21 protein-coding genes are annotated in these 22,994 nt (G+C 60.1%); 4 read left to right on the forward strand and 17 right to left on the reverse strand.

Translation table 11 applies throughout. The features are described from left to right. Window positions 1-22: 22 nt before the first annotated feature. Complete coding sequence (locus AAFM31_RS07815) at window positions 23-400, reverse strand: GNAT family N-acetyltransferase (RefSeq protein ID WP_341707358.1); 378 nt, start codon at window positions 398-400, stop codon at window positions 23-25. Between the two features lie 573 nt (window positions 401-973). On the opposite strand from AAFM31_RS07815, the gene AAFM31_RS07820 reads away from it, so the two are divergent. Next, window positions 974-1,939: an integron integrase gene (locus AAFM31_RS07820; RefSeq protein WP_341707359.1), complete on the forward strand. Its 966-nt coding sequence runs from the start codon at window positions 974-976 to the stop codon at window positions 1,937-1,939. 173 nt (window positions 1,940-2,112) lie between these two features. Here AAFM31_RS07820 and AAFM31_RS07825 read toward each other — a convergent pair whose 3' ends face one another. Both AAFM31_RS07825 and purL read right to left on the reverse strand, forming a co-directional pair. Then, complete coding sequence (locus tag AAFM31_RS07825; protein WP_341707360.1) at window positions 2,113-2,670, reverse strand: HdeD family acid-resistance protein; 558 nt, start codon at window positions 2,668-2,670, stop codon at window positions 2,113-2,115. Between the two features lie 212 nt (window positions 2,671-2,882). Then, window positions 2,883-6,779, reverse strand: coding sequence for a phosphoribosylformylglycinamidine synthase (gene purL / locus AAFM31_RS07830; protein ID WP_341707496.1), 3,897 nt, complete (start codon window positions 6,777-6,779; stop codon window positions 2,883-2,885). A gap of 158 nt (window positions 6,780-6,937) precedes the next feature. Here purL and mltF point away from each other — a divergent pair, with 158 nt between their 5' ends. Then, window positions 6,938-8,380, forward strand: coding sequence for a membrane-bound lytic murein transglycosylase MltF (gene mltF / locus AAFM31_RS07835; RefSeq protein ID WP_341707361.1), 1,443 nt, complete (start codon window positions 6,938-6,940; stop codon window positions 8,378-8,380). Between the two features lie 28 nt (window positions 8,381-8,408). Here mltF and tadA read toward each other — a convergent pair whose 3' ends face one another. The 4 genes from tadA to AAFM31_RS07855 all read right to left on the reverse strand — a co-directional run bounded on the left by tadA (window position 8,409) and on the right by AAFM31_RS07855 (window position 12,752). After that, the gene (gene tadA, locus AAFM31_RS07840) at window positions 8,409-8,879 is read right to left on the reverse strand and encodes a tRNA adenosine(34) deaminase TadA (RefSeq protein ID WP_341707362.1); all 471 of its coding nucleotides are present in this window, start codon (window positions 8,877-8,879) and stop codon (window positions 8,409-8,411) included. A 23-nt stretch (window positions 8,880-8,902) separates the two neighbouring features. Further along, window positions 8,903-10,810 (reverse strand): sulfate adenylyltransferase subunit CysN, encoded by a 1,908-nt coding sequence (cysN, locus tag AAFM31_RS07845; protein WP_341707363.1) that lies wholly within the window; start codon window positions 10,808-10,810, stop codon window positions 8,903-8,905. A gap of 130 nt (window positions 10,811-10,940) precedes the next feature. Continuing rightward, complete coding sequence (cysD, locus tag AAFM31_RS07850) at window positions 10,941-11,843, reverse strand: sulfate adenylyltransferase subunit CysD (protein ID WP_088273256.1); 903 nt, start codon at window positions 11,841-11,843, stop codon at window positions 10,941-10,943. A gap of 150 nt (window positions 11,844-11,993) precedes the next feature. Continuing rightward, the gene (locus tag AAFM31_RS07855) at window positions 11,994-12,752 is read right to left on the reverse strand and encodes a Nif3-like dinuclear metal center hexameric protein (RefSeq protein WP_341707497.1); all 759 of its coding nucleotides are present in this window, start codon (window positions 12,750-12,752) and stop codon (window positions 11,994-11,996) included. A 160-nt stretch (window positions 12,753-12,912) separates the two neighbouring features. On the opposite strand from AAFM31_RS07855, the gene AAFM31_RS07860 reads away from it, so the two are divergent. Beyond that, on the forward strand, window positions 12,913-14,031 hold the full coding sequence (locus AAFM31_RS07860; RefSeq protein WP_341707364.1) for a trypsin-like peptidase domain-containing protein: 1,119 nt from the start codon (window positions 12,913-12,915) through the stop codon (window positions 14,029-14,031). Here the strand turns inward: AAFM31_RS07860 and hisC are convergent. The 10 genes from hisC to AAFM31_RS07910 form a co-directional block, all read right to left on the reverse strand. After that, window positions 14,028-15,083 carry a histidinol-phosphate transaminase gene (hisC, locus tag AAFM31_RS07865; protein ID WP_341707365.1) on the reverse strand — a complete coding sequence of 352 codons (1,056 nt, stop codon included), beginning with the start codon at window positions 15,081-15,083 and terminating at the stop codon, window positions 14,028-14,030. The genes AAFM31_RS07860 and hisC overlap by 4 nt on opposite strands. A gap of 80 nt (window positions 15,084-15,163) precedes the next feature. Beyond that, the gene (gene hisD / locus AAFM31_RS07870; protein WP_341707366.1) at window positions 15,164-16,474 is read right to left on the reverse strand and encodes a histidinol dehydrogenase; all 1,311 of its coding nucleotides are present in this window, start codon (window positions 16,472-16,474) and stop codon (window positions 15,164-15,166) included. 46 nt (window positions 16,475-16,520) lie between these two features. Next, window positions 16,521-17,162, reverse strand: a complete 642-nt coding sequence (gene hisG, locus AAFM31_RS07875) for an ATP phosphoribosyltransferase (RefSeq protein ID WP_341707367.1) — start codon at window positions 17,160-17,162, stop codon at window positions 16,521-16,523. A 12-nt stretch (window positions 17,163-17,174) separates the two neighbouring features. Next, window positions 17,175-18,440: a UDP-N-acetylglucosamine 1-carboxyvinyltransferase gene (gene murA, locus AAFM31_RS07880; RefSeq protein WP_341707368.1), complete on the reverse strand. Its 1,266-nt coding sequence runs from the start codon at window positions 18,438-18,440 to the stop codon at window positions 17,175-17,177. Between the two features lie 21 nt (window positions 18,441-18,461). Further along, window positions 18,462-18,701, reverse strand: coding sequence for a BolA family protein (locus tag AAFM31_RS07885; RefSeq protein ID WP_341707369.1), 240 nt, complete (start codon window positions 18,699-18,701; stop codon window positions 18,462-18,464). Window positions 18,702-18,748: 47 nt separating this feature from the next. Beyond that, window positions 18,749-19,069: an STAS domain-containing protein gene (locus AAFM31_RS07890; RefSeq protein WP_341707370.1), complete on the reverse strand. Its 321-nt coding sequence runs from the start codon at window positions 19,067-19,069 to the stop codon at window positions 18,749-18,751. Then, the gene (locus AAFM31_RS07895; protein ID WP_341707371.1) at window positions 19,066-19,707 is read right to left on the reverse strand and encodes an ABC transporter substrate-binding protein; all 642 of its coding nucleotides are present in this window, start codon (window positions 19,705-19,707) and stop codon (window positions 19,066-19,068) included. The genes AAFM31_RS07890 and AAFM31_RS07895 overlap by 4 nt, the downstream gene beginning before the upstream one ends. Before the next feature lie 28 nt (window positions 19,708-19,735). Further along, a complete protein-coding gene (gene mlaD / locus AAFM31_RS07900) occupies window positions 19,736-20,200 on the reverse strand; it encodes an outer membrane lipid asymmetry maintenance protein MlaD (protein WP_341707372.1) in 465 nt (154 codons plus the stop codon). Window positions 20,201-20,219: 19 nt separating this feature from the next. Then, window positions 20,220-20,999, reverse strand: coding sequence for a lipid asymmetry maintenance ABC transporter permease subunit MlaE (gene mlaE, locus AAFM31_RS07905; protein ID WP_341707373.1), 780 nt, complete (start codon window positions 20,997-20,999; stop codon window positions 20,220-20,222). Continuing rightward, window positions 20,996-21,814, reverse strand: coding sequence for an ATP-binding cassette domain-containing protein (locus AAFM31_RS07910; protein ID WP_341707374.1), 819 nt, complete (start codon window positions 21,812-21,814; stop codon window positions 20,996-20,998). The genes mlaE and AAFM31_RS07910 overlap by 4 nt, the downstream gene beginning before the upstream one ends. 205 nt (window positions 21,815-22,019) lie before the next feature. On the opposite strand from AAFM31_RS07910, the gene AAFM31_RS07915 reads away from it, so the two are divergent. Continuing rightward, window positions 22,020-22,991 (forward strand): KpsF/GutQ family sugar-phosphate isomerase, encoded by a 972-nt coding sequence (locus tag AAFM31_RS07915; protein ID WP_341707375.1) that lies wholly within the window; start codon window positions 22,020-22,022, stop codon window positions 22,989-22,991. Window positions 22,992-22,994 lie beyond the last annotated feature (3 nt).

Genomic DNA, 22,994 nt, shown 5'->3' on the forward strand with positions numbered 1-22,994 from the left:
GGGCAGCACCGTACCGGAAAGGTCAGGTGTTGCACTCAGTTTTTGCCGCAGCCCACTGTAAACGAGCCGCACCATTTTTTTCCGCAAAGCTGCGACAGCATTCAATAAGCTGACGACCGATACCTTTACCACGACAATTTGGCAAGGTGTATAGGTCATTTAAAACAGCTACTTTTGCAGTAATTGATGTTGTGAACGAAAAATAAACTGTCGCAAACCCAACAACAATGCCTGCCTCTCTATAAATAAACTGACAACCAGAAGGGCGCGATTCACCAAACTGCGAAAAGAACTTTGAATTCCTATCATCGGATATTTCGGTAACGTTATAAAACTCCTGGTATGCCCGAATAAGAGGGAGTACTTCTGACAAGTTCTTTTGTGATACTACTTCAATCATGTGAGTTTTGAATCCTTGTAAAACTTAACGCCAAGCTAAGCGGCGTGCGTTAGCACGTCCTAGCTTGAGCGCCTTGTTATGTTGATACATGCTTAATTTTACGAATGTTTGAATAGCCCAAAAACGCAAACAAGACCGCCATAAACGCATACCAAACCGATATTGAATAATTCTCAAAAACTGGAGAGATTAAGGTTGAAAGCACTACTAGGACTATAGCGAATATGCCGCCTTTTCCTCCTGAGCCAGACAATTCATTTACTGGCATTCCCCAGCATATCGAGGCACTCACGATACAAATCACAGCCAACGAAATATAAATATATGCCTTTACCTTTTCCAATTACATCTCTCTGAGTACTGTATAAACATAACAGTTGAGTGGACCGACAGCTTTATGATTGCATATTCGTGACTTCGTCATAACAACGCCTCGGCCAGCTGATTCAATGCGTAAACTTTCTCTGTAAAACAAATGGTTACCCTCCTTCCAGCGCGCTTTGCTTGTGTTCGCTTGACTTCCTCTTTTTGCGCAACCAATAACACTGTACAAACATGCAGCGCAGATGCGATATGGATACCACACCAGCCAAGCCACGCCTGTGCGAACAGTTTCGTAACGTCATTAGGGTGAATCACTACAGCATTCGCACCGAGAAGACCTACTGGTACTGGATTCGCTATTTCTTGCGCTACCACCGGATGCGTCACCCGCTGGCGATGGGGCCAGCGGAAGTTAGCGAGTTTCTTACCTGGCTGGCCGTCAGCCGACATGTGGCCGCCGCCACGCAGAATCAGGCGCTCAATGCTCTGGTGTTTCTTTACGGCAAGGTGCTTGATCGGCCGCTGGGCGATATCGGTGAGACTGTCCGAGCCAAACGCCCTGCACGCATACCGACGGTGCTTACGCACACTGAAGCAACCCAGATCATCGGGTTGCTGCCTGAGCCTCACAAATTGATTGCGTCGCTGATGTACGGCTCGGGGCTGCGTGTTGCCGAAGCCTGTCGGCTGCGTATCAAGGACATCGACTTCGACCGCCAGATCATCACGGTGCGTAGCGGTAAGGGAGATAAAGACCGCACCACGCTGCTGCCAACATCGCTGATAGAACCGCTGCGTGAACTTCGAGCGCGGATACAACGGGCATGGAGCGAGAAAGATGCGTGTTACCAATGCGACGCCAGCTTGCCCTATGCGCTGCGCCGCAAATACCCTGACGCGGCGCGGTCGTTGGAGTGGCAGTGGTTGTTTCCCACTCAGGGTTTGTGTGCAGACGAAGAAGGCAACTTTGTGCGGCACCACCTGCACGTCAGTGCGGTGCAAAAGGCGGTAAGGCGGGCTGTGCGTGCGGCGCCTGTTGGCAAACCAGCTGGCTGCCACACTTTTAGACACACCTTTGCCACTGAGCTGCTGCGCCGCGGCAGTGATATTCGCACGGTGCAGACCCTGCTTGGCCATGCCGATGTGCGTACTACGCAGATTTATACCCATGTCCTTGGTAATGCCTTTGCCGGAGTGCAAAGTCCGCTGCGCTGACCCTGTGCAGCTCAACTCCATTCCATTGGCGATACCTTCAAGCAGCTAGAATCCCGTGATATGGCCTTTCGCTACAAACGAGACTAATCCAGCCACAAAGCCGTTGTCCATCACCCGGCCAGGGGCGCACAGGCACAAGGCGCGGCATTAACGCGTGACAGCCACCTCGAGTATTAGCGCGCCATGCCCTTCAACTTGAACGCCAGCACCACCATCAGCGCACCGAACAACGCGGCCCAGAAGGCGATCAGCCATATCAGGGACAGCGCCCCGGCACCGGGCCAGACAATCAGGCAAAGACCGAACAGCACCGAGATGACGCCGCCAAGCCCCATCAAAAATTCACCCTGAATCTGTTTGCGCAGCCGGATAGCGGTGAAGAGCTGCAGTACACCGCTGGCGATGGCCCAAGCGGCGATATAGAACAGCAGAATCAGTGCCGTCAGCCCCGGCACCACAAACGTCGCCAAGCCCGCGACGATGCCAACCAGCCCCCACAACAGCAGTATCCACCAATGCCGGTTCTGCTCACGGCCTCTGAACGCAGCCCAGACCCCGAGCACGCCATCAGCAAGCACGTAGGCGCCAAACAGCAACACCAGCGCCGCCAGCGTCAGTGCCGGCTGCCACCAGGCCAGCACGGCAAAGGCGATCGCTGAGACACCTCGCAACAACAGAATCCACCAGCCCTGCGCCAGCGCACCGGCAAGGTCTACCTGCTCGTTATCCATAACCCTCTCCTGATCATGTGCCAGACACGGCCTTGTCAGCCTGCGGCATCCGCAACAGACAATCCACGCCGTGCGCCCCAGTGTAGGCCAAGGCACGCTCAGGCACCGCGACGGGTCTGTGTGACAGTGCGCCAACAAGTACTGAGCCGCATCAACCCGTGCAACAAAAACCCCGGCACGAGGCCGGGGCTGTTGTTTACTGCGCAGGTGGTTTAACCGATCCAGGCGCGGGCGTTACGGAACATCCGCATCCAGCCGCCGTCTTCGCTCCAGTCATCCGGATGCCAGGAGTTCTGCACGGCGCGGAACACGCGCTCGGGGTGCGGCATCATGATGGTGACGCGGCCGTCGCGGGTGGTCAGACCGGTAATACCACGCGGCGAGCCGTTCGGGTTGGCTGGGTAGCGTTCGGTCATGCGGCCACGGTTGTCGACGTAACGCAGGGCAACCGCGTTGGCGGCTTCACAGGCATCGACCGCTGCGCTGTTGGCAAACTCGGCGTGACCTTCACCGTGGGCGATGGCGATCGGCAGACGGCTGCCAACCATGCCATTGAGGAAGATCGACGGTGATGGCTGGACTTCAACCATGGCAACCCGCGCCTCGAACTGCTCGGAGCGGTTGCGCACAAAGCGCGGCCAGTGGTCGCTGCCCGGAATCAGCTCACGCAGGTTGGAGAGCATCTGACAGCCGTTGCACACGCCGAGGGCGAAGGTGTCGGGGCGAGCGAAGAACGCGGTGAAGGCTTCGCGGGCGATGCTGTTGAACAGGATCGACTTGGCCCAACCCTCACCAGCGCCGAGAACGTCGCCGTAGGAGAAACCACCGCAGGCGACCAGACCACGGAAATCGGTCAGGTCAACGCGGCCACTGAGAATGTCGCTCATGTGCACATCGACCGCGCTGAAGCCCGCACGATTGAACGCCGCCGCCATCTCGACCTGGCCGTTGACGCCCTGCTCACGCAGGATGGCAACGCGGGGGCGAACGCCCTTGCTGATGGCCGGTGCGGCAACGTCTTCGTTGATATCGAAGCTGAGCAGCGCGTGCAGACCCGGGTTGGCGTCGTCGGCGATGTTCTCGAATTCCTGATCGGCGCACTCGGCGTTGTCACGCAGGCGCTGGATCTGCCAGCTGGTTTCGCTCCAGGCCTGTTGCCAAACGGCGCGGGTGTTTTCCAGAACCGGCTTGCCGTTGAACTCGAAGCGGATGCTCTGCTCACTGCTCGGCTGGCCGATTACTGCGCTGCAGTCGCCCAGACCAGCGGCAGACAGCTGCGCGAGGACTTCTTCGGTGTCGTCCTGAGAAACCTGAATGACCGCACCCAGTTCTTCGTTGAACAGCACCTCGGCCAGCGCGCTGGCATCCTGCGCCAGTACGTCGAGGTTGATGTTCAGGCCGCAGCGAGCGGCGAAGGCCATCTCGGTCAGGGTGGTGAACAGGCCACCGTCGGAACGGTCGTGGTAGGCGAGCAGCAGTTCGTCCTGGTTCAGGCCCTGAATCACGGCGAAGAAGGCCTTGAGGTCTTCAGCGTCATCCAGATCCGGTACCTGCTGACCGATCTTGTTGTAGACCTGCGCCAGCGCGGAACCGCCCAGACGGTTCTGACCACGACCCAGATCGATCAAAATCAAGTCGGTGGCACCGTGATCCAGACGCAGCTGCGGGGTCAGGGTGGCGCGCACGTCCTGCACCGGCGCAAAGCCAGTGACGATCAGCGACAGCGGCGAGGTAACCGACTTCTCTTTGCCAGACTCGTCCCAGCGGGTCTTCATGGACATGGAGTCTTTGCCGACCGGAATGGTGATGCCCAGCTCGGGGCACAGCTCCATACCAACCGCCTTGACGGTGTCGTACAAACGCGCGTCTTCACCCGGATGACCGGCAGCCGACATCCAGTTGGCAGACAGTTTGATGTCCGACAGTTTCTCGATGCGCGCGGCAGCCAGGTTGGTGACGGTTTCTGCAACCGCCATGCGGCCAGAGGCCGGGGCGTTGAGCAGCGCCAGCGGCGTGCGCTCACCCATGGCCATGGCTTCACCGGTGTTAACGTCGAAGCTGGTAGAGGTGACGGCGCAATCGGCCACCGGCACCTGCCACGGACCAACCATCTGGTCGCGGGTAACCATGCCAGTGATGCTGCGGTCGCCGATGGTGATCAAGAACTGCTTGCTGGCAACCGCCGGCAAACGCAGGACGCGTTCAGCGGCGTCACTCAGGTTCAGTTCGTTGGCGCTGAAGTCGTCGCCCTGCTCGGCTTCGCGCTCGACGCTGCGGTGCATACGCGGCGGCTTGCCAAGCAGGACCGACAGCGGCATGTCGACCGGCTGGTTGTCGAAGTGGGTGTCGTTGAGCACCAGCAGTTGCTCTTCGGTCGCCTCGCCGACCACAGCGAAGGGGCAACGCTCACGCTGACAGATGGCTTCGAAACGCTCGAAATCGGCGTTCGGCACGGCCATCACGTAGCGTTCCTGGGATTCGTTGGACCAGATTTCCAGCGGGCTCATGCCCGGCTCGTCGTTCGGTACGTTACGCAGCTCGAAGCGACCGCCACGGCCACCGTCGTTGACCAGTTCCGGGAAGGCGTTGGACAAACCGCCCGCGCCCACGTCGTGGATAAAGGCGATCGGGTTCTTGTCGCCCAGCTGCCAGCAGCGGTCGATAACTTCCTGACAGCGGCGCTCCATTTCCGGGTTTTCGCGCTGTACGGAGGCAAAGTCCAGGTCCTCGGCGCTGGCACCGGTAGCCATGGAAGAAGCCGCGCCTCCGCCCAGACCGATCAGCATCGCCGGGCCACCGAGCACGATCAGCTTGGCGCCAACCGGGATGTCGGACTTCTCGACGTGAGTTGCGCGAATGTTGCCCATGCCGCCGGCGATCATGATCGGCTTGTGGTAACCACGGGTTTCCGGGCCGCGGGGCGAGTCGATAGTGGTTTCGAAGGTACGGAAGTAGCCGTTCAGGTTCGGACGACCGAATTCGTTGTTGAACGCGGCACCACCGAGCGGGCCTTCGATCATGATCTGCAGCGGAGTCACGATGCGCGAAGGCTTGCCGTTGTCTTCTTCCCACGGCTGAACGAAGCCCGGAATACGCAGGTTGGACACGGTAAAACCAGTCAGGCCGGCCTTCGGCTTGCCGCCGATACCGGTTGCGCCTTCGTCACGAATCTCGCCACCGGAACCGGTGGACGCGCCCGGGAACGGGGCAATCGCGGTCGGGTGGTTGTGGGTTTCCACCTTCATCAGGATGTGCACCGGCTCTTCGTGGGCGCGGTACTCGTTGCTGCCCGGCACCGGGAAGAAACGGCCGGCGGTGAAACCTTCGATCACCGCGGCGTTGTCCTTATAGGCAGACAACACGCCTTCGCTGTGCATCTGATAGGTGTTCTTGATCATGCCGAACAGGCTCTTGTCCTGCGCCTGACCGTCGATATCCCAGCTGGCATTGAAGATCTTGTGACGGCAATGCTCGGAGTTGGCCTGGGCGAACATCATCAGTTCAACGTCGCTCGGGTTGCGGCCAAGGCCGGTGAAGCTTTCAACCAGATAGTCGATCTCGTCTTCGGCGAGCGCCAGACCCAGGCTGCTGTTGGCTTCAACCAGCGCATCACGGCCACCGGCCAGGATGTCGACACGCTGGAACGGCTTGGGCTCGGTGTGCGCAAACAGCGCGGCGGCGGCCTGCAGGTCATCCAGCGCCAGCTCGGTCATGCGGTCGTGCAGCTCGGCAACCAGAACCTTGCGATCGTCAGCCGACAGTTGGCCACTGACGTAATAGGCGATACCACGCTCCAGACGCAGCACCTGACTCAGACCGCAGTTGCGGGCGATGTCGGTCGCCTTGCTGGACCAGGGCGAGATAGTGCCGAAACGCGGCACCACCAGCACCAGCGCCCCCGCTGGCTCTTCAACCGGAACGGAGGGGCCGTAGCGCAGCAGACGATCAAGAACCTGTGCGGACTGCTCGTCCAGATCAGCGCTCAGCTCGGCGAAATGCATAAACTCGGCGTATACCCCGGTCACTCCGGCAAGGCGGCTTTGCAGCTTGGCGAGCAACTTGGTACGACGAAAATCGGAAAGGGCTGGGGCTCCACGCAGGATATGCATGTCGGTATCGGCCTCGGAGATGCGAACAGTGGGAAAAAAGAGGCGCATAGGATACCCCAACAGGGCCTGTTGAGCCATGCCGAGCGCAGCCGTCCGACCAGCCGCGCCGATTACGCTGACGACTATTGCCGCAGCGCGCTTTTGCCTATACTGGCGCCATGCATCGACCAGCCTTTCGTCCTCTCCGTTTCAAGGCTCTGGCCACCGCGCTCTGCGCTGTTCTATTGGCCGCCTGTGAGCAAAGCAGTCAACTGGAGCAGATTCAGGAGGCGGGTTCGCTGCGGGTGATCACCCGCAACACGCCAACCACCTTCTATCAGGATCGCAACGGCGACACTGGTCTGGAATACGAATTAGCCAAGCGCTTCGCCGACAGCTTGGGCGTATCGCTCGACATGCAGACCGCCGATACCGTCGATAGCCTCTACCAGCAACTGAGCAGCGCCGACGGCCCGCAACTAGCCGCTGCCGGGCTGACCATCAACCCGGCCCGCAGCGAGCAGGTACGCTTCGCGACGCCCTACCTCGATGTCATCCCGCAGGTAGTCTATCGCCGCGGCAGCCGCAAGCCGCGGAGCCTGGAAGAGCTGTACGACAAACGCCTGATGGTGCTCAAGGGCAGCACCCTGGCCGACCAGCTACGCGACCTGCAGGCTACCCATCCAGAGCTGACCTTCGAAGAATCCGACAACGTCGAGGTGGTAGACCTGCTACGCATGGTCAACGACGGCGAGATCGACAGTGCGGTGGTCTACTCCAACGAGTTGGTAGTCAATCAGGCGTTCTACCCCGCTGTCAGTGTCGCCTTCGATCTTGGTGACAGTCAGCCGATGGCGTGGGCCCTGCGCGAATACGCAGACACCACCCTGCTGGACGCAGTTAACACCTTCTTCGCCAGCATCAAGGACGACGGCACACTGGACCAGTTGATCGAGCGCTTCTACGGCCACTCCGACGTACTCGATTACGTGGGTGCCCGCGCCTTCGCTCGGCACATGCAATCACGCTTGCCGCGCTATGAAACCTTCCTGCGCCAGGCTGGTGATCAAAATGGACTGGATTGGCGCTTGCTGGCCGCCATGAGTTATCAGGAATCACTTTGGGACCCGGACGCGCGCTCGGCGACTGGTGTGCGTGGGCTGATGATGCTGACCCTGCCCACCGCAAAATTCGTCGGTGTGACCAACCGGGTCGATCCGCAGCAGAGCATCAACGGTGGCGCGCGTTATCTAATCTGGGTACGCGACCAGATTCCCGCCGATATTCCAGAGCCTGACCGCACCTGGTTTGCGCTGGCGGCTTACAACGTCGGCCTGGGTCACCTGGACGATGCGCGCAAGCTGACCGCCGAGGGCGGTCGCGATCCGAATCGCTGGATTGATGTGAAAGACTTTCTACCGCTGTTGCAGAAAAAACAGTGGTACAGCAAGACGCGCTACGGCTACGCCCGCGGCTCGGAACCGGTGCACTATGTGCAGAACATCCGCCGCTACTACGACATTCTGCAATGGGTCACCCAGCCGCAGTCCGAGTCGCGCCAGCAACCGGCCGAGCAATATCACGCTCCGGGCATTCTGGAACAGTTGCCGGACGGGGTTTGAACCTCAGATAAGCAGAGTCGAAAGCGTTTCAGCTTTCAGCCGGCTTGCTGCGCTTCTCGCGAAAGAACCGTGTCAACAACTCCCCGCACTCCTCGGCCAACACGCCGCCTTCAACCTGCATGCGGTGATTCATCCACGGCTGATCCAGCACCTGACTGCGGCTGGCAACAGCGCCGGAACGCGGCTCACTGGCGCCGTATACCAGACGCGCAATGCGGCTGTGGACCAGCAGGCCAGAACACATGGTGCAGGGTTCGAGGGTGACGTACAGGGTGGTGCCGGGTAGCCGATAATTCTGCATGGCCGTTGCGGCCTGACGGATGGCAACCATTTCGGCGTGGGCACTGGGGTCGAGACTGGTGATCGGCTGGTTAAAGCCCCGACCGATCACCTGCCCGTTTTGAACCAGCACGGCGCCAACCGGGACTTCGCCCCGCTCGGCAGCCAGTCGGGCTTCGGCCAGCGCCAGCCGCATAAAGTCGATGTCAGCTGGCGTCATAGCGTGCCCTTTTCGATCACTGATTAGATCAGCTTGCGCTCACGCAGCAGACCCACTACCTGCTCAACGCAGCCTTCCAGATCCAGCTCGGCAGTGTTGAGGACCAGGTCGGCATCGGTCGGCGCTTCATACGGGAAGGACACACCGGGGATGGTGCCTTCGACGTTGGCCGCGTAGATACCGGACGGGTCACGCTGCTGGCACACGTCCAGCGGTGTGTTCAGGTGAACCAGCAGGCAGCGGTCGCCAAGGATGTGACGCGCGGTAGCGCGGCTCTCTTCGGTCGGCGCGACGAAGGCACCAATCGCGATCAGACCCGCTTCGTTCATCTGGCGAGCGATGCGCGCGCCCTTGTGCAGGTTCTCGGCACGGCCGGCAGCGTCCATCGCCAAGCCTTTGCTCAGGTCCTGACGCAGCACCTTGCCGTCCAGCACGTAGCAGGCGCGACCGCCATCAAACAGCTTGCGCTCCAATGCATACGCAATGCTGCTCTTGCCCGAACCGGAGAGGCCGGTGAACAGCACGGTAACCGGCTCCTGACCGAAGCGCTCCGCACGCTCAGTCGCGGTCACGTGGGCCAAACGGCCGTGGTGGCTGCCACTGGTGTTCTGACCGTCCTGCGCCTTGGCGACGATCATGCCCGCGCCAACGGTGCCATTGGTCATCCGATCGATGACGATAAATGCACCGGAGGTGTGGTTGCTCTGGTAGTCGTCAAAGGCGATCGGGCGCTCCAGTGCGACCTGCACCCGGCCGATTTCGTTCAGCGCCAACTGCGCAGCAGGCTGCTGCTCAAGGGTGTTGACGTCGATACGGTGCTGAATACGGGTGAAGGACGCCGGGCTGTAACTGGTAGCGCGCTTGATGTCGTATTTGCGGCCAGGCTGCATTGGCTGCTCGGCCATCCACACCAGCGTCGCGTCGAACTGATCACCGATCAGCGGGCGATTGTCTGCGTGGCACAGCATGTCACCACGGGAGATATCGATCTCGTCTTCCAGCGTCAGGGTAACGGCCTGCCCCGGACCCGCCTCTTCCAGCTCACCATCGAAGGTAACGATGGATTTGACGCGGCTGCCCTTGCCGGACGGCAGGACGGTCAGCTCATCGCCCTTGCGCACGACGCCAGAAGCGACGGTACCGGCGAAGCCGCGGAAGTTCAGGTTCGGGCGAGTTACCAGCTGAACCGGGAAACGCAGGTCAGTGGTATTGCGATCGCTGGCGATCTCGACGGTTTCGAGAATTTCCATCAGCGACGGGCCGGTGTACCACGGGCTGCGCTCGCTGCGGTTGACCACGTTGTCGCCCTTGAGGGCAGACATCGGTACGAACTGCACCTTGTCGCCGTCGAGCAGCTCCAGGCCGCTGGCAAACTGCAGGTAGTCCTCGCGAATCTTGTCGTAGACGGTCTGATCAAAGTCCATCAGGTCCATCTTGTTGACCGCAACCACGATGTGCTTGATGCCCAGCAAGGATGCAATAAAGCTGTGGCGCTTGGTCTGAGTCTGCACGCCGTAACGGGCATCGATCAGGATGATAGCCAGATCGCAGGTAGACGCACCGGTCGCCATGTTGCGGGTGTACTGCTCATGGCCGGGGGTGTCGGCGATGATGAACTTACGCTTGGCGGTAGAGAAGTAGCGGTAGGCAACATCGATGGTGATGCCCTGCTCGCGCTCGGCCTGCAGACCGTCAACCAGCAACGCCAGATCCACTTCTTCGCCAGTGGTGCCGGACTTCTTGGAGTCACGGGTAATGGCTTCCATATGATCTTCATAGATCATCTTGGAGTCGTGCAGCAGGCGCCCGATCAGGGTGCTCTTGCCATCGTCGACGTTACCGCAGGTCAAAAAGCGCAGCAGTTCCTTGCGTTCGTGCTGGCTCAGGTACGCCAGGATGTCCTGGCTGATCAGATCGGATTGGTGAGACATCGTTGTGTTCTCGACTCTTTGCTACTGGCCGCCGCTCTAGGCTGCCGACCAGTGTATGTTCCAAGCTGTCCCGCGCGCCGCGCGGGCCGTAATTGTCTGTGCTGCCAAGCGGCCCCTGCGGGCCACCTGATCAGAAGTAGCCCTGACGCTTCTTCTCTTCCATCGAGCCGGCGGAGTCATGGTCAATGACGCGGCCCTGACGCTCGGAGGTTTTGGTCAGCAGCATTTCCTGAATAATTTCCGGCAGCGTGGCGGCGCTGGATTCAACCGCCCCCGTCAGCGGGTAACAACCCAGAGTACGGAAGCGTACCATCTTCATTTCCGGCGTCTTGCCATCCAGCGGCATGCGGTCGTCGTCGACCATGATCAGCGAGCCGTTGTACTCGACAACCGGACGCTCAGCGGCGAAATACAGCGGAACAATCGGAATGCTTTCCAGATAGATGTATTGCCAAATGTCCAGCTCGGTCCAGTTGGACAGCGGGAATACGCGAATGCTCTCGCCCTTGTGCACCTTGCCGTTGTAGATGTTCCACAGTTCCGGACGCTGGTTTTTCGGGTCCCAGCGATGATGCTTGTCACGGAAGGAGTACACGCGCTCCTTGGCGCGGGACTTCTCTTCGTCACGGCGCGCGCCGCCGAAAGCAGCGTCGAAACCATACTTGTCCAGCGCCTGCTTCAGACCCTGGGTCTTCATCACGTCGGTGTGCACAGCACTGCCGTGGGTGAAGGGGTTAACGCCCTGAGCGACACCTTCCGGGTTCATGTGCACCAGCAGGTCGAGGTCCATTTCCTTGACCATCTTCTCGCGGAATTCGTACATCGCCTGGAATTTCCAGCCGGTATCCACGTGCAGGACCGGGAAAGGCAGACGGCCCGGATAGAAGGCCTTGCGCGCCAGATGCAGCATCACGGCGGAGTCTTTACCGATCGAGTAGAGCATGACCGGGTTCTGGAACTCGGCAGCCACTTCACGGATGATGTGGATGCTTTCCGCTTCCAGTTGCTTCAGATGGGTCAGTTTTTCCAGCATGGTGTACTCACGTTGAATGGCTAGCGGCCGCAAGGCCCAATTCGACTGGCGGGCATTGTAGCAAAGGGAGTTTCTTATAATAAGCGGCCGATCAAGAACCTTCGGCTATATACATATGAAAAATGTGCAGCCTGCCGGAGCCTCCTCCACCTACACCGGGTTGTCGATGTCGATGAACTGATGCTCAAGGCCAAAGGTCGCCGCCAAGTGCTCGCCCAGCGCTTTGGCGCCGTAACGCTCGGTAGCGTGATGACCGGCGGCGTAGAAGTGGATGCCATTTTCCCGCGCTGCATGCACAGTCGGCTCGGAGACCTCACCGGTGACAAACGCATCCACGCCCAGCGCGATGGCCTTGTCGATATATCCCTGTGCTGCACCGGTGCACCAGGCGATGCGCTTCACCGGACGATCATGACCGGCGACAAACAATGGATCGCGCTGCAACCGCGCGCTCAGCAACGCTGCCAGCTCCTCGCCGGAGCAAGGTTGAGCCAACTCGCCAGCCAACCCCACCGAGCGCGGATTATCTGGCTCAAGACCTCCGCTGACCTGCCACCCCATCAGTCGGGCCAGTTGCACGTTGTTACCCAACTCAGCGTGCACATCGAGCGGCAGGTGGTAAGCCACCAGATTGATGTCGTTCTGCAGCAGGGCTTTCAACCGGCGCTGTTTGACACCGACAACGGCAGCCGATTCGCCACGCCAAAAATACCCGTGGTGCACCAGCAACAGATCCGCTTGGGCAGCTACCGCGGCATCGACCAGCGCCTGACTTGCAGTCACGCCACTAACGATCCGACGAATCTCGGTACGACCTTCAACCTGCAGGCCATTGGGGCAGTAATCCTGAAAACTGCCGCTATCGAGCAGCTCGTTGCAGTAGCGAATCAGCGCATCGCGATCGACCATGGTGCCTCCGGCGGTGTCGGTTGAAAAAGGCATCCATTGTCCGGCCTCCGCTGAACGGTTACAAGGATGTCACCAATGCCCTGCAGAATCCGGTGTGAGCCCGTATAATGCCGCTCACACCGGTCGGCGACGGCCAGCACAGAAGACGGGTAGGGTTTTGATGAGAGAACTGTCACGCGCGATGGGATGGCCGGTTGTCTGCGGCATCCTGCTGGCTCTGCTGATCATTCAGCAGTTCCCCCAATGGATTGGCCTGCCCGCCCACGATATCGTCCTGCGCGAAGTCTCTGCGCCCCGGTCCAACATGGGCCTGGTGTCCTATAGCCGTGGCGTCGAACGCGCCTCCCCTGCCGTTGCCAACATCTATACCAGCAAGGCGGTTGAACCCGGGGCCGACGGTTCATTACGCGACTACGCCGACAGCTTGCCCGCACCGGCGCGCCGTCAATCCAGTCTGGGCTCAGCCGTTATTCTCAATCCGGACGGCTATCTGCTGACCAACAACCACGTAATCGCTGGAGCCGATGAGATTCTGGTAGCACTCAAGGACGGCCGCGAAGCGCTGGCCACGCTGATCGGTACCGATCCCGAAACCGATCTGGCAGTACTGAAGATCGACCTGCCCAACCTCCCCGCAATCACCATCGATTCCCGCGACGAGCAGCGCATCGGCGACGTCGTCATGGCCATCGGCAACCCCTTCGGTCTCGGTCAGACCGTCACCATGGGCATCATCAGTGCGACCGGGCGTAACCAGCTGGGTCTAAATACCTACGAAGACTTTATTCAGACCGACGCGGCCATCAATCAGGGCAACTCGGGTGGCGCGCTGGTCGACGCCGAGGGCAATCTGATTGGCATCAATACTGCGATCTTCTCCCAATCCGGCGCAGCGCAGGGTATCGGCTTTGCCATTCCGGTACGGCTGGCTGTCGAGGTGATGCAGGCGATCATCCAGCACGGTCACGTGATCCGCGGCTGGCTGGGAGTGGAAGTGCAACCGTTGACGCCGGAGTTGGCCGAATCGTTCGGCCTGGATGTCAGTCAGGGTATCGTGGTTGCCAGCCTGTACCGCAACGGGCCAGCCTGGAACGCCGGTTTGCTGCCGGGTGATGTGATTCTGAAGATCGACGGCGAGCCTGCTACCAGCGGTCGCCAGGCAATGAATCAGGTCGCGCGGGCCAAGCCCGGTGACAGCATTCGACTCGATGTGCTGCGCAACGGCGAACCCGCAAGCTTCAAGGCTGAAGTTGGGGTTCGCCCGTCGTTCCGAACTTAAAGCAGGGTATCCAACGCTGCCAGCAGGGCGGCGTTCTGTGCTTCGGTGCCGATGGTGATACGCAGGAACTGATCGATACGCGGCAGTTTGAAGTGACGCACAATCACCTTTTGCTCACGCAGACCTTGGGCCAGCTCGGCAGCATCGCGGCTGGTGTGACGCGCAAACACGAAGTTAGCCTGCGACGGCAGCACCTCAAAACCACGCTCGCCCAGCGCGACGCTCAACGCATCACGGCTGCGCATGACCGCCTGTCGGGTCTGATCAAACCAGCTCTGGTCCTTGAATGCAGCAACCGCACCTACGATGGCTAGGCGGTCCAGCGGATAGGAATTGAAGCTGTTCTTGATCCGCTCCAGCGCCTCGATCAGATCCGGGTGCCCTACCGCCAGCCCCACCCGCAAGCCGGCCAGTGAGCGCGACTTGGACAGGGTCTGAGTAACCAGCAGGTTCGGGTAACGATCAACCAGCGCGATAGCTGTCTCTCCGCCGAAGTCGACGTAGGCTTCATCCACCACCACTACCGAGTCCGGATTGGCAGCCAGAATCAGCTCGATCTCCGACAGAGGCAGGCCAACGCCAGTCGGCGCATTCGGGTTAGGGAAAATGACGCCGCCGTTGGGCTGAGCGTAATCCGCAGTATCAATGGTGAAATCGTCACGCAGCGGCTGCGGCGCGGCCTCGATACCATAGAGACCGCAATAGACCGGATAGAAACTGTAGGTAATGTCCGGGAACAGCACCGGCTTACCGTGCTGGAACAGGCCATGAAAAATGTGCGCAAGCACTTCATCAGAGCCATTACCGACAAACACCTGCGACTGCTGCACGCCGTAGTAGCGGGCGACTTCGTCCTTCAGTGCATCGGCATTCGGCGCCGGGTACAGGCGCAGACTGTCATTCAGTTCGGCCTGAATGGCGTCTACCACCAGCGGCGACGGGCCGAAGGGATTTTCATTGGTGTTGAGCTTCACCAGGTTTTCAACCTTGGGTTGCTCACCCGGCACATACGGCACCAGGTCTTTGACGAAGGGGCTCCAGAAACGACTCACGGGACACTCCAGATGCGCAGCGTCAGCGTGCGCTGATGTGAGACGGGGCGACCGAAAGGTCGCCCCAATCAGGGTAGAGATCAGTCTTTGATTCGGTACTCGGCGCTACGCGCGTGCGCGGTCAGGCTCTCGCCGCGGGCCAGCACGGATGCCGTCTTGCCCAGCTCGGAGGCACCCTCAGGCGAACAGAAGATGATCGACGAGCGCTTCTGAAAGTCATAAACGCCGAGCGGCGACGAGAACCGTGCGGTGCCGGAGGTCGGCAGCACGTGGTTCGGGCCGGCGCAGTAGTCGCCCAGCGCCTCAGGAGTGAAGCGCCCCATGAAAATCGCGCCGGCGTGGCGAATCTTAGGCAGCAGCGCTTCAGGATCAGCAACCGACAATTCAAGGTGCTCGGGCGCAATGCGGTTGGCCAGCACGCAGGCCTGCTCCAGATCATCGACCTTGATCAGTGCGCCGCGGTTTTCCAGCGAAACTCGCACGATGGCATCACGCTCCAGCTCACCGAGCAGGCGATTCAGGCTGGCCTCGACGGCATCCAGGAACTCGGCATCTGGCGACAGCAGAATCGATTGAGCATCTTCATCGTGCTCGGCCTGCGAGAACAGGTCCATGGCGATCCAGTCCGGGTCGGTCTGACCGTCGCAGACCACCAGAATTTCAGACGGGCCAGCGATCATGTCGATTCCAACCTGACCGAATACCGCACGCTTGGCGGTAGCGACGTAGATATTGCCGGGGCCGACGATCTTGTCGACCTGCGGCACAGTCTCGGTGCCATACGCCAGTGCCGCAACGGCCTGCGCGCCACCGATAGTAAAGACGTGATCAACACCTGCCAGACAGGCCGCAGCCAACACCAGTTCGTTGATTTCACCACGCGGCGTCGGCACTACCATCACCACTTCCGGTACGCCGGCAACCTTGGCCGGAATTGCGTTCATCAGTACAGAGGACGGATAGGAGGCTTTGCCGCCCGGCACATACAGACCAACACGATCCAACGGGGTGATTTGCTGCCCGAGCACGGTGCCATCGGCTTCGGTGTAACGCCAGGAGTCCTGACGCTGGTGCTCGTGATAGCTGCGTACGCGCTCGGCGGCCACTTCCAGCGCCGTGCGCTGCTCTGGCGTAATGCGCTCCAGGGCCAGCTCCAGGCGCGCGCGACCCAACGTCAGATCAGCCATGCCGCTCACCGACAGACCGTCAAAGCGCTCGGTGTATTCGACCAGCGCAGCGTCGCCGCTGGAACGCACTGCTGCGATGATTTCCTCAACCCGGTCGTTGACCGCCTTGTCAGAGACACCTTCCCAGGCCAGCAGGGCATCCAGATGCTGGGCAAAATCGCTCTGATTGGCGTTCAGACGGGCGATTTTCAGCGGCGTACTCATAGCGATACCTTCAACGATTCAGGGAGCGGGTTACTCGAAAACGGGCTCAGGTGTTACGACGTTCAACTGCAGCGGCCAGTTGATCGATCAGGGTCTTGATGCGGGCATGCTTCATCTTCATCGAAGCCTTGTTGACGATCAAGCGCGAACTGATGTGTGCGATCAGCTCCTGCGGCTCCAGGCCGTTGGCCTTGAGCGTATTACCGGTGTCGACCACATCGATGATCTTGTCAGCCAGCCCTACCAGCGGCGCCAACTCCATCGAGCCATAGAGCTTGATGACATCGACCTGACGGCCCTGCTCAGCGTAATAGCGGCGCGCGACATTGACGAACTTGGTCGCGACCTTGAGGCGACCTGTCGGCTCCGGCGCATCGACCGGGCCGGCGGTCATCAGCTTGCAGACCGCGATCTTCAGATCCAGCGGCTCATACAGGCCCTGACTGCCGTACTCCATCAGTACGTCCTTGCCCGCCACACCCAGGTCGGCAGCACCGTGCTCAACGTAGGTCGGCACATCGGTCGCGCGCACAATCAGCAGGCGCACATTCGGATCGGTCGTCGGGAAAATCAGCTTGCGGCTTTTCTCCAGATCCTCGGTCGGTTCGATACCTGCCTCTTTCAGCAGCGGCAGGGTATCGTCGAGAATGCGCCCCTTGGACAGGGCAATGGTCAGACTCTGGCTCATGAAAACTCTCTGTTAGGCCGGGACCCGGCGGATGATACCGCCCAGGGCTTGCAGCTTCTCTTCAATACATTCGTAACCACGGTCGATGTGGTAGATGCGATCAACCAGGGTATCGCCGTCTGCGACCAGGCCGGCGATGACCAGACTGGCTGATGCGCGCAGATCGGTTGCCATCACTGGCGCGGCCTTCAGACGCTCGACACCGGTCACGATCGCGGTGTTGCCCTCAACCAGGATGCGCGCGCCCATGCGGTTCATTTCCTGAACGTGCATGAAGCGGTTCTCGAAAATAGTCTCGATCACCGTGCCGGTGCCTTCGGCGACGGTATTCATGGCCACAAACTGCGCCTGCATGTCCGTCGGAAAGGCTGGGTACGGAGCCGTCTTGAGATTGACTGCGCGCGGACGATTGCCCTTCATGTCGAGCTCGATCCAGTTCTTGCCGGTATCGATGTGAGCGCCCGCCTCTTCCAGCTTCAGCAGCACCGACTCAAGAATGGAGGCATCGGTGTCCTTCAGCTTGACGCGCCCGCGGGTGGCGGCGGCGGCAACCAGGAAGGTACCGGTTTCAATGCGATCAGGCATGACCGAGTAACGCGCGCCGTGCAGACGCTCGACGCCGTGAACGGTGATGGTATCAGTACCATGACCGGTGATCTGCGCGCCCATGGCGATCAAACACTCAGCCAGATCGACCACTTCCGGTTCACGCGCGGCGTTTTCGATAACGGTCTTGCCCTGGGCCAGGGTCGCCGCCATCAGAATGTTCTCGGTACCGGTAACGGTAACGGTATCAAACAGGAAGTGCGCACCACGCAGGCCGCCTTCCGGCGCTGTCGCCTTGATGTAACCATCTTCAACGATGATCGTGGCGCCCATCGCCTCCAGGCCACGGATGTGCAGATCAACCGGACGTGAGCCGATGGCACAACCGCCGGGCAGCGCGACTTCAGCTTTGCCGAAGTGAGCCACCATCGGACCGAGCACCAGAATCGAGGCGCGCATGGTCTTGACCAGCTCGTAAGGTGCGACCAGCGAGGTGATGCGGGTCGGATCGACCTCAACACCCAGACGCTCGTCAATGACCGGCAGCACGCCCATGCGACCGAACAGCTCGATCATGGTGGTAATGTCGTGCAAATGCGGCAGATTGGAAATAACAACAGGCTCATCCGCCAGCAGCGTGGCAGCGAGGATCGGCAGGGCCGAGTTCTTGGCCCCGGAAATCCGGATTTCCCCATCCAGGCGATTGCCGCCGGTGATGATCAGTTTGTCCATACGCGGTACGTACTCCAGACCTCAGGCGCGCGACGCCCAGGCCTCTTGGGTGTAAAACTTCATGGTAACGGCGTGAATCCGGCCGTCAGCAATATATTCATTCAGCAGCGAATAGATCTGCTGCTGGCGCTTCACCGGGGACAGTGCAGCCAGCGTATCGCTGATCACGTTGAGCTGAAAGTTGCAGCCCTCGCCCTCGACTTCAACCCTGGCGTCTTCCAGGCTGGACTCGATCAGCGCCTTCACTTCATTCGATTGCATTACTGATTACTCCTTGCGGCGTCTTGCTCTGGCAAAACCCCTGAAAACTAATTGGCCTGCGCGCGCTCAGCCTCGACCAGCCAGGCATCCAGTCCACAGACCCGGGCAATGCTCTGCAGCCCGGCAGGAACCGCCCGCAGCTGCAGCTGTCGGCCCTGCTGCTGGCAGTGTTCGGCGGCACGCAGAATCAACGACAGGCCAACACTGTTGGCCTGTGTTACCTGAGACATATCTAGGACCAGTGGGCCTTGTCCGCTGGCTGCAGCCTGCTGAAACCCATCACGCAAGGCGCCAGCAGATTCAAAATCGACCACACCACTGAGCCGCACGACACCCTCAGCATCTGCTTGCAGACCAGCGTCGCTCACTGCTGAACCTCTTGTGCGGCAACGTCGCGGGACTTGGCCACAACCGAACCCCAATTGTCGATCACCGCGTTCAGGTCGTTGTTGTGGGTCTTCATCGCCTGGGCAAACTGATCACGGAACAGCAGCCCAATGTTGATACCCTCAACGATAACGTTACGCACCTTCCACTGACCGTTGATGTCGGACATGGTGTAGGTGGCTGTGTATACCTGACCATCGTTGGCCTTGACCTGCATGTCTACGCTGGCACGATCCGGACGTGGCTCGCGGTTGTTGGCAGGCAACACGGTGATTTCACCGCTTTTGAAATCGAGCAGCGCGTTACCGTAGAACTGCACCATGCTGCGTTTGAATGTCTCGATGAAGCGCTGCATCTGCTCATCGGTTGCGCTGCGACTGTAACGCACAGTCATTACACTGCGGGCGATACCATCGAAGTCAACAACCGGCTCCAGCACTTCGTTCAGACCATTGGTGAACGCATCAACATCGTTTCGATAGGTCTCGCGGTTGGCATCGAGCACATCCATAACCTTGCGCGAGGTATCTTCAACGACCTGCTGCGGGGTGGCTGACGCGAAAGCCAGGGTCGGCAGCAGCAGACCCAGGGCAAAAAAGGCATTGATAAGGGGGCGCATGTTATTTCTCCTCTGAGGCCGACCGGGATCAGTCTTCCTTGCTTACCGTATTGAGCAGGAACCGGCCGATCAGTTCCTCAAGCACCAGTGCAGACTGGGTATCGTAGATCTCGCTGCCGTCGACCAGCAGATCCTCTTCACCGCCCACCGAGATACCGATGTACTTCTCGCCAAGCAAGCCGGCGGTCAAGATAGAGGCTGTGCTGTCGGCAGGCAGCGTATCGACCTCGCTGTCGATCGCCATGTCCACCCGCGCACTGTAGCGATTCTTGTCGAACTCGATGGCTGTCACCTGACCAATGGTCACACCCGACATGGTCACTTTCGCGCGCGGCGTCAACCCGGCCACATTGTCGAAATAAGCGTGCACGCTGTAGGTGCTACCGGCACTGCCCGGCGTCAGCCCGGCCACACGCAGCGCCAGCACCGCCAGCGCCAGCACACCGGCCAGAATAAATACGCCGACGGTCAATTCCAGATTACGGGTACGCATTTGATGATTCCTTGGCTAATCAAAACATCAGGGCAGTAAGGATGAAGTCCAGCCCCAGTACCGCCAGCGACGCATATACAACGGTGCGCGTTGTTGCCCGGCTGATACCTTCGGAGGTGGGCTCACAGTCGTAGCCCTGAAATACCGCAATCCAGGTCACGACGAAGGCGAATACGACAGCCTTGATCAGGCCGTTGAGCACGTCGTCGACGAACTCGACCGAATTCTGCATATTGGACCAGTACGAGCCGGAGTAGACCCCCAGCCAATCCACCGCCACCATCGCGCCGCCCCAGATACCAACGACGCAGAAGACCATGGTCAGCAGCGGCATGGAGATAAAGCCGGCCCACAGCCGCGGTGCAATAACGTATTTGAGCGGGTCAACACCAATCATTTCCATGCTCGACAGCTGCTCGGTCGCTTTCATCAGACCGATCTCGGCAGTCAAGGCAGACCCCGCACGCCCCGCAAACAGCAGCGCGGTAACCACCGGCCCCAGCTCCCGCAGCAGCGTCAGCGCGACCATCTGACCGACCGCCTGCTCCGAACCGTAACCCACAAGAATGTTGTAACCCTGCAGCGCCAGCACCATGCCGATAAATAGTCCGGAGACGACGATAATCGCCAGCGACAGCACGCCGACCGCATGCAGTTGTTTGAGCAGCAACGCCCAGCCGTTGCCAAATCGGGCCCGACCGAGCAATACGTTCATCAGAAACACCCCGGAGCGCCCCAGCGCCACTACGGTGTCCAGCCCCGCGCTGCCCAGCAGCACCAACCTCTCGACTGCCTTCACGCGTCTTTCTCCGCCTGCATCAGGTCCTTGAGATAATCTTTTGCCGGGAAGTGGAACGGCACCGGCCCGTCGGGCTCGCCCTGCATAAACTGGCGAATGCGCGGATTATCGGAGTTCATCAACTCGTCCGGCGCACCGTGCCCCAAAACCTGCCCGTCTCCGACGACATAAATGTAGTCAGCGATACTGGCGGTCTCCGCCAGGTCATGGGAAACAACGATACTGGACAGCCCAAGCGCGTCATTGAGCAAGCGAATCAGGCGCACCAGCACACCCATGGAAATCGGATCCTGACCAACAAACGGCTCGTCGTAGAGCATCAGTTCGGGATCAAGGGCAATCGCTCGAGCCAGTGCCACCCGGCGCTTCATGCCGCCGGACAGCTCATCCGGCATCAACTCGCGCGCGCCACGCAGCCCGACGGCCTGCAACTTGAGCAGCACGATGTCGCGAATCATGTCTTCCGGCAAATCGGTATGCACGCGCAACGGGAAGGCGACGTTTTCAAACACGCTCAAATCGGTAAACAACGCACCGCTTTGAAACAGCATGCCCATGTCCTGACGCGCCGAAAACAGCTGTTCGCGGCTGAGCTCCGGAATATTGCGCCCGTTGACCCAGATAGAGCCGCTGTCCGGCCGCAGTTGGGCACCGATCAACCTCAGCAGGGTGGTCTTGCCGCAGCCGGACGGCCCCATGATGCCGGTCACCTTGCCACGCGGGATACGAATATCCACGCCATCAAAGATGACTCGCTGGCCGCGCCGAAAGGTCACGTTCTGCAGGTCTACGATGTAATCTGACACGTCGGTCATAGTGATGTTCGGGCCTTTCCGGATACTGCCCAAACCTCGGGCAAACGAAGCCGCCTAATATACCAGCTCCCCGACGGCAGCCCAAGCCGGGAATCTGCAACCTACCCAGAACGGGGTAGTCTGGATGTACCCGGGTTCAAGGCTGGTGAGTTACACCAGACAAACCGCTATACTTGCGCGTTCAGCGACAACCGACGAAGTGCACATGGCCGATTTTGACTACATTGCTTCCGCATCGCGCACCATCAGCATGGAGCGCGACGCGGTGGACTCTCTACTGCAACGACTGGCAGAGCCCTTTACCATTGCCTGCAACACCCTGCTGCAATGCCGCGGCCGGGTTGTCGTTACCGGCATGGGCAAGTCCGGCCATGTTGGCCGCAAGCTTGCCGCCACACTGGCCAGCACCGGCACCCCTGCCTTCTTTGTTCACCCGGGCGAAGCCAGCCACGGCGACATGGGCATGATCACCGCAGAGGACGTTGTCATCGCGCTGTCCAACTCCGGCAATACCGCCGAAGTGGTCACGCTGCTGCCATTGATCAAGCGCCTCGGCGCCCCCCTGATCAGCATGACCGGCAATGCGCAGTCCACGCTCGCGCAGGCCGCAGTCGCTAACCTGGATACCGGTGTCGAGCAGGAAGCCTGCCCGCTGAACCTGGCCCCGACCTCCAGCACCACCACCGCGCTGGTTATGGGCGACGCCCTGGCCATCGCGCTGCTCGAGGCTCGCGGTTTCAGTGCCGAAGATTTCGCTTTCTCGCACCCAGGCGGCAGCCTTGGTCGTCGCCTGCTGCTGCTGGTGGATGACATCATGCATGCGGGTGAAACCATGCCTCTGGTGAAGCCTGAAGCCCCACTGCGCGACGCTCTGCTCGAGATGACCCGCAAAGGGCTAGGCCTGACCGGCGTGATCGGCGCGAACGGGCAGCTCGATGGCATTTTCACCGACGGCGACCTGCGCCGCAGCCTCGACCACAACATCGACTTTCAGCAGGCCAGCATCAGCGACGTAATGACCCGTCACTGCAAGACTGCGCGCAGTGGTATGCTCGCCGCAGAAGCCCTGAAAATCATGGAAGACGCCCGCATCAATGGCCTGTTCGTGGTCGACGCTGAAGGCCGACCGGTGGGCGCCCTGAACATGCATGATCTGCTCCGTGCCGGAGTGGTGTGAGTT

It is taken from the genome of Halopseudomonas sp., from assembly GCF_038130085.1.
Taxonomy (GTDB): Bacteria; Pseudomonadota; Gammaproteobacteria; order Pseudomonadales; family Pseudomonadaceae; genus Halopseudomonas.

Coding starts and splice junctions, on each gene's coding strand:
- AAFM31_RS07895 (WP_341707371.1), bottom strand. CDS start 19,707: ATGCGCCCCCTTATCAATGCCTTTTTTGCCCTGGGTCTGCTGCTGCCG.
- AAFM31_RS07820 (WP_341707359.1), top strand. CDS start 974: ATGGATACCACACCAGCCAAGCCACGCCTGTGCGAACAGTTTCGTAAC.
- mlaD (WP_341707372.1), bottom strand. CDS start 20,200: ATGCGTACCCGTAATCTGGAATTGACCGTCGGCGTATTTATTCTGGCC.
- hisG (WP_341707367.1), bottom strand. CDS start 17,162: ATGAGCCAGAGTCTGACCATTGCCCTGTCCAAGGGGCGCATTCTCGAC.
- AAFM31_RS07885 (WP_341707369.1), bottom strand. CDS start 18,701: ATGCAATCGAATGAAGTGAAGGCGCTGATCGAGTCCAGCCTGGAAGAC.
- hisD (WP_341707366.1), bottom strand. CDS start 16,474: ATGAGTACGCCGCTGAAAATCGCCCGTCTGAACGCCAATCAGAGCGAT.
- AAFM31_RS07910 (WP_341707374.1), bottom strand. CDS start 21,814: ATGACCGACGTGTCAGATTACATCGTAGACCTGCAGAACGTGACCTTT.
- AAFM31_RS07815 (WP_341707358.1), bottom strand. CDS start 400: ATGATTGAAGTAGTATCACAAAAGAACTTGTCAGAAGTACTCCCTCTT.
- tadA (WP_341707362.1), bottom strand. CDS start 8,879: ATGACGCCAGCTGACATCGACTTTATGCGGCTGGCGCTGGCCGAAGCC.
- mltF (WP_341707361.1), top strand. CDS start 6,938: ATGCATCGACCAGCCTTTCGTCCTCTCCGTTTCAAGGCTCTGGCCACC.
- AAFM31_RS07825 (WP_341707360.1), bottom strand. CDS start 2,670: ATGGATAACGAGCAGGTAGACCTTGCCGGTGCGCTGGCGCAGGGCTGG.
- cysN (WP_341707363.1), bottom strand. CDS start 10,810: ATGTCTCACCAATCCGATCTGATCAGCCAGGACATCCTGGCGTACCTG.
- AAFM31_RS07860 (WP_341707364.1), top strand. CDS start 12,913: ATGAGAGAACTGTCACGCGCGATGGGATGGCCGGTTGTCTGCGGCATC.
- cysD (WP_088273256.1), bottom strand. CDS start 11,843: ATGCTGGAAAAACTGACCCATCTGAAGCAACTGGAAGCGGAAAGCATC.
- murA (WP_341707368.1), bottom strand. CDS start 18,440: ATGGACAAACTGATCATCACCGGCGGCAATCGCCTGGATGGGGAAATC.
- AAFM31_RS07915 (WP_341707375.1), top strand. CDS start 22,020: ATGGCCGATTTTGACTACATTGCTTCCGCATCGCGCACCATCAGCATG.
- purL (WP_341707496.1), bottom strand. CDS start 6,779: ATGCATATCCTGCGTGGAGCCCCAGCCCTTTCCGATTTTCGTCGTACC.
- AAFM31_RS07855 (WP_341707497.1), bottom strand. CDS start 12,752: ATGGTCGATCGCGATGCGCTGATTCGCTACTGCAACGAGCTGCTCGAT.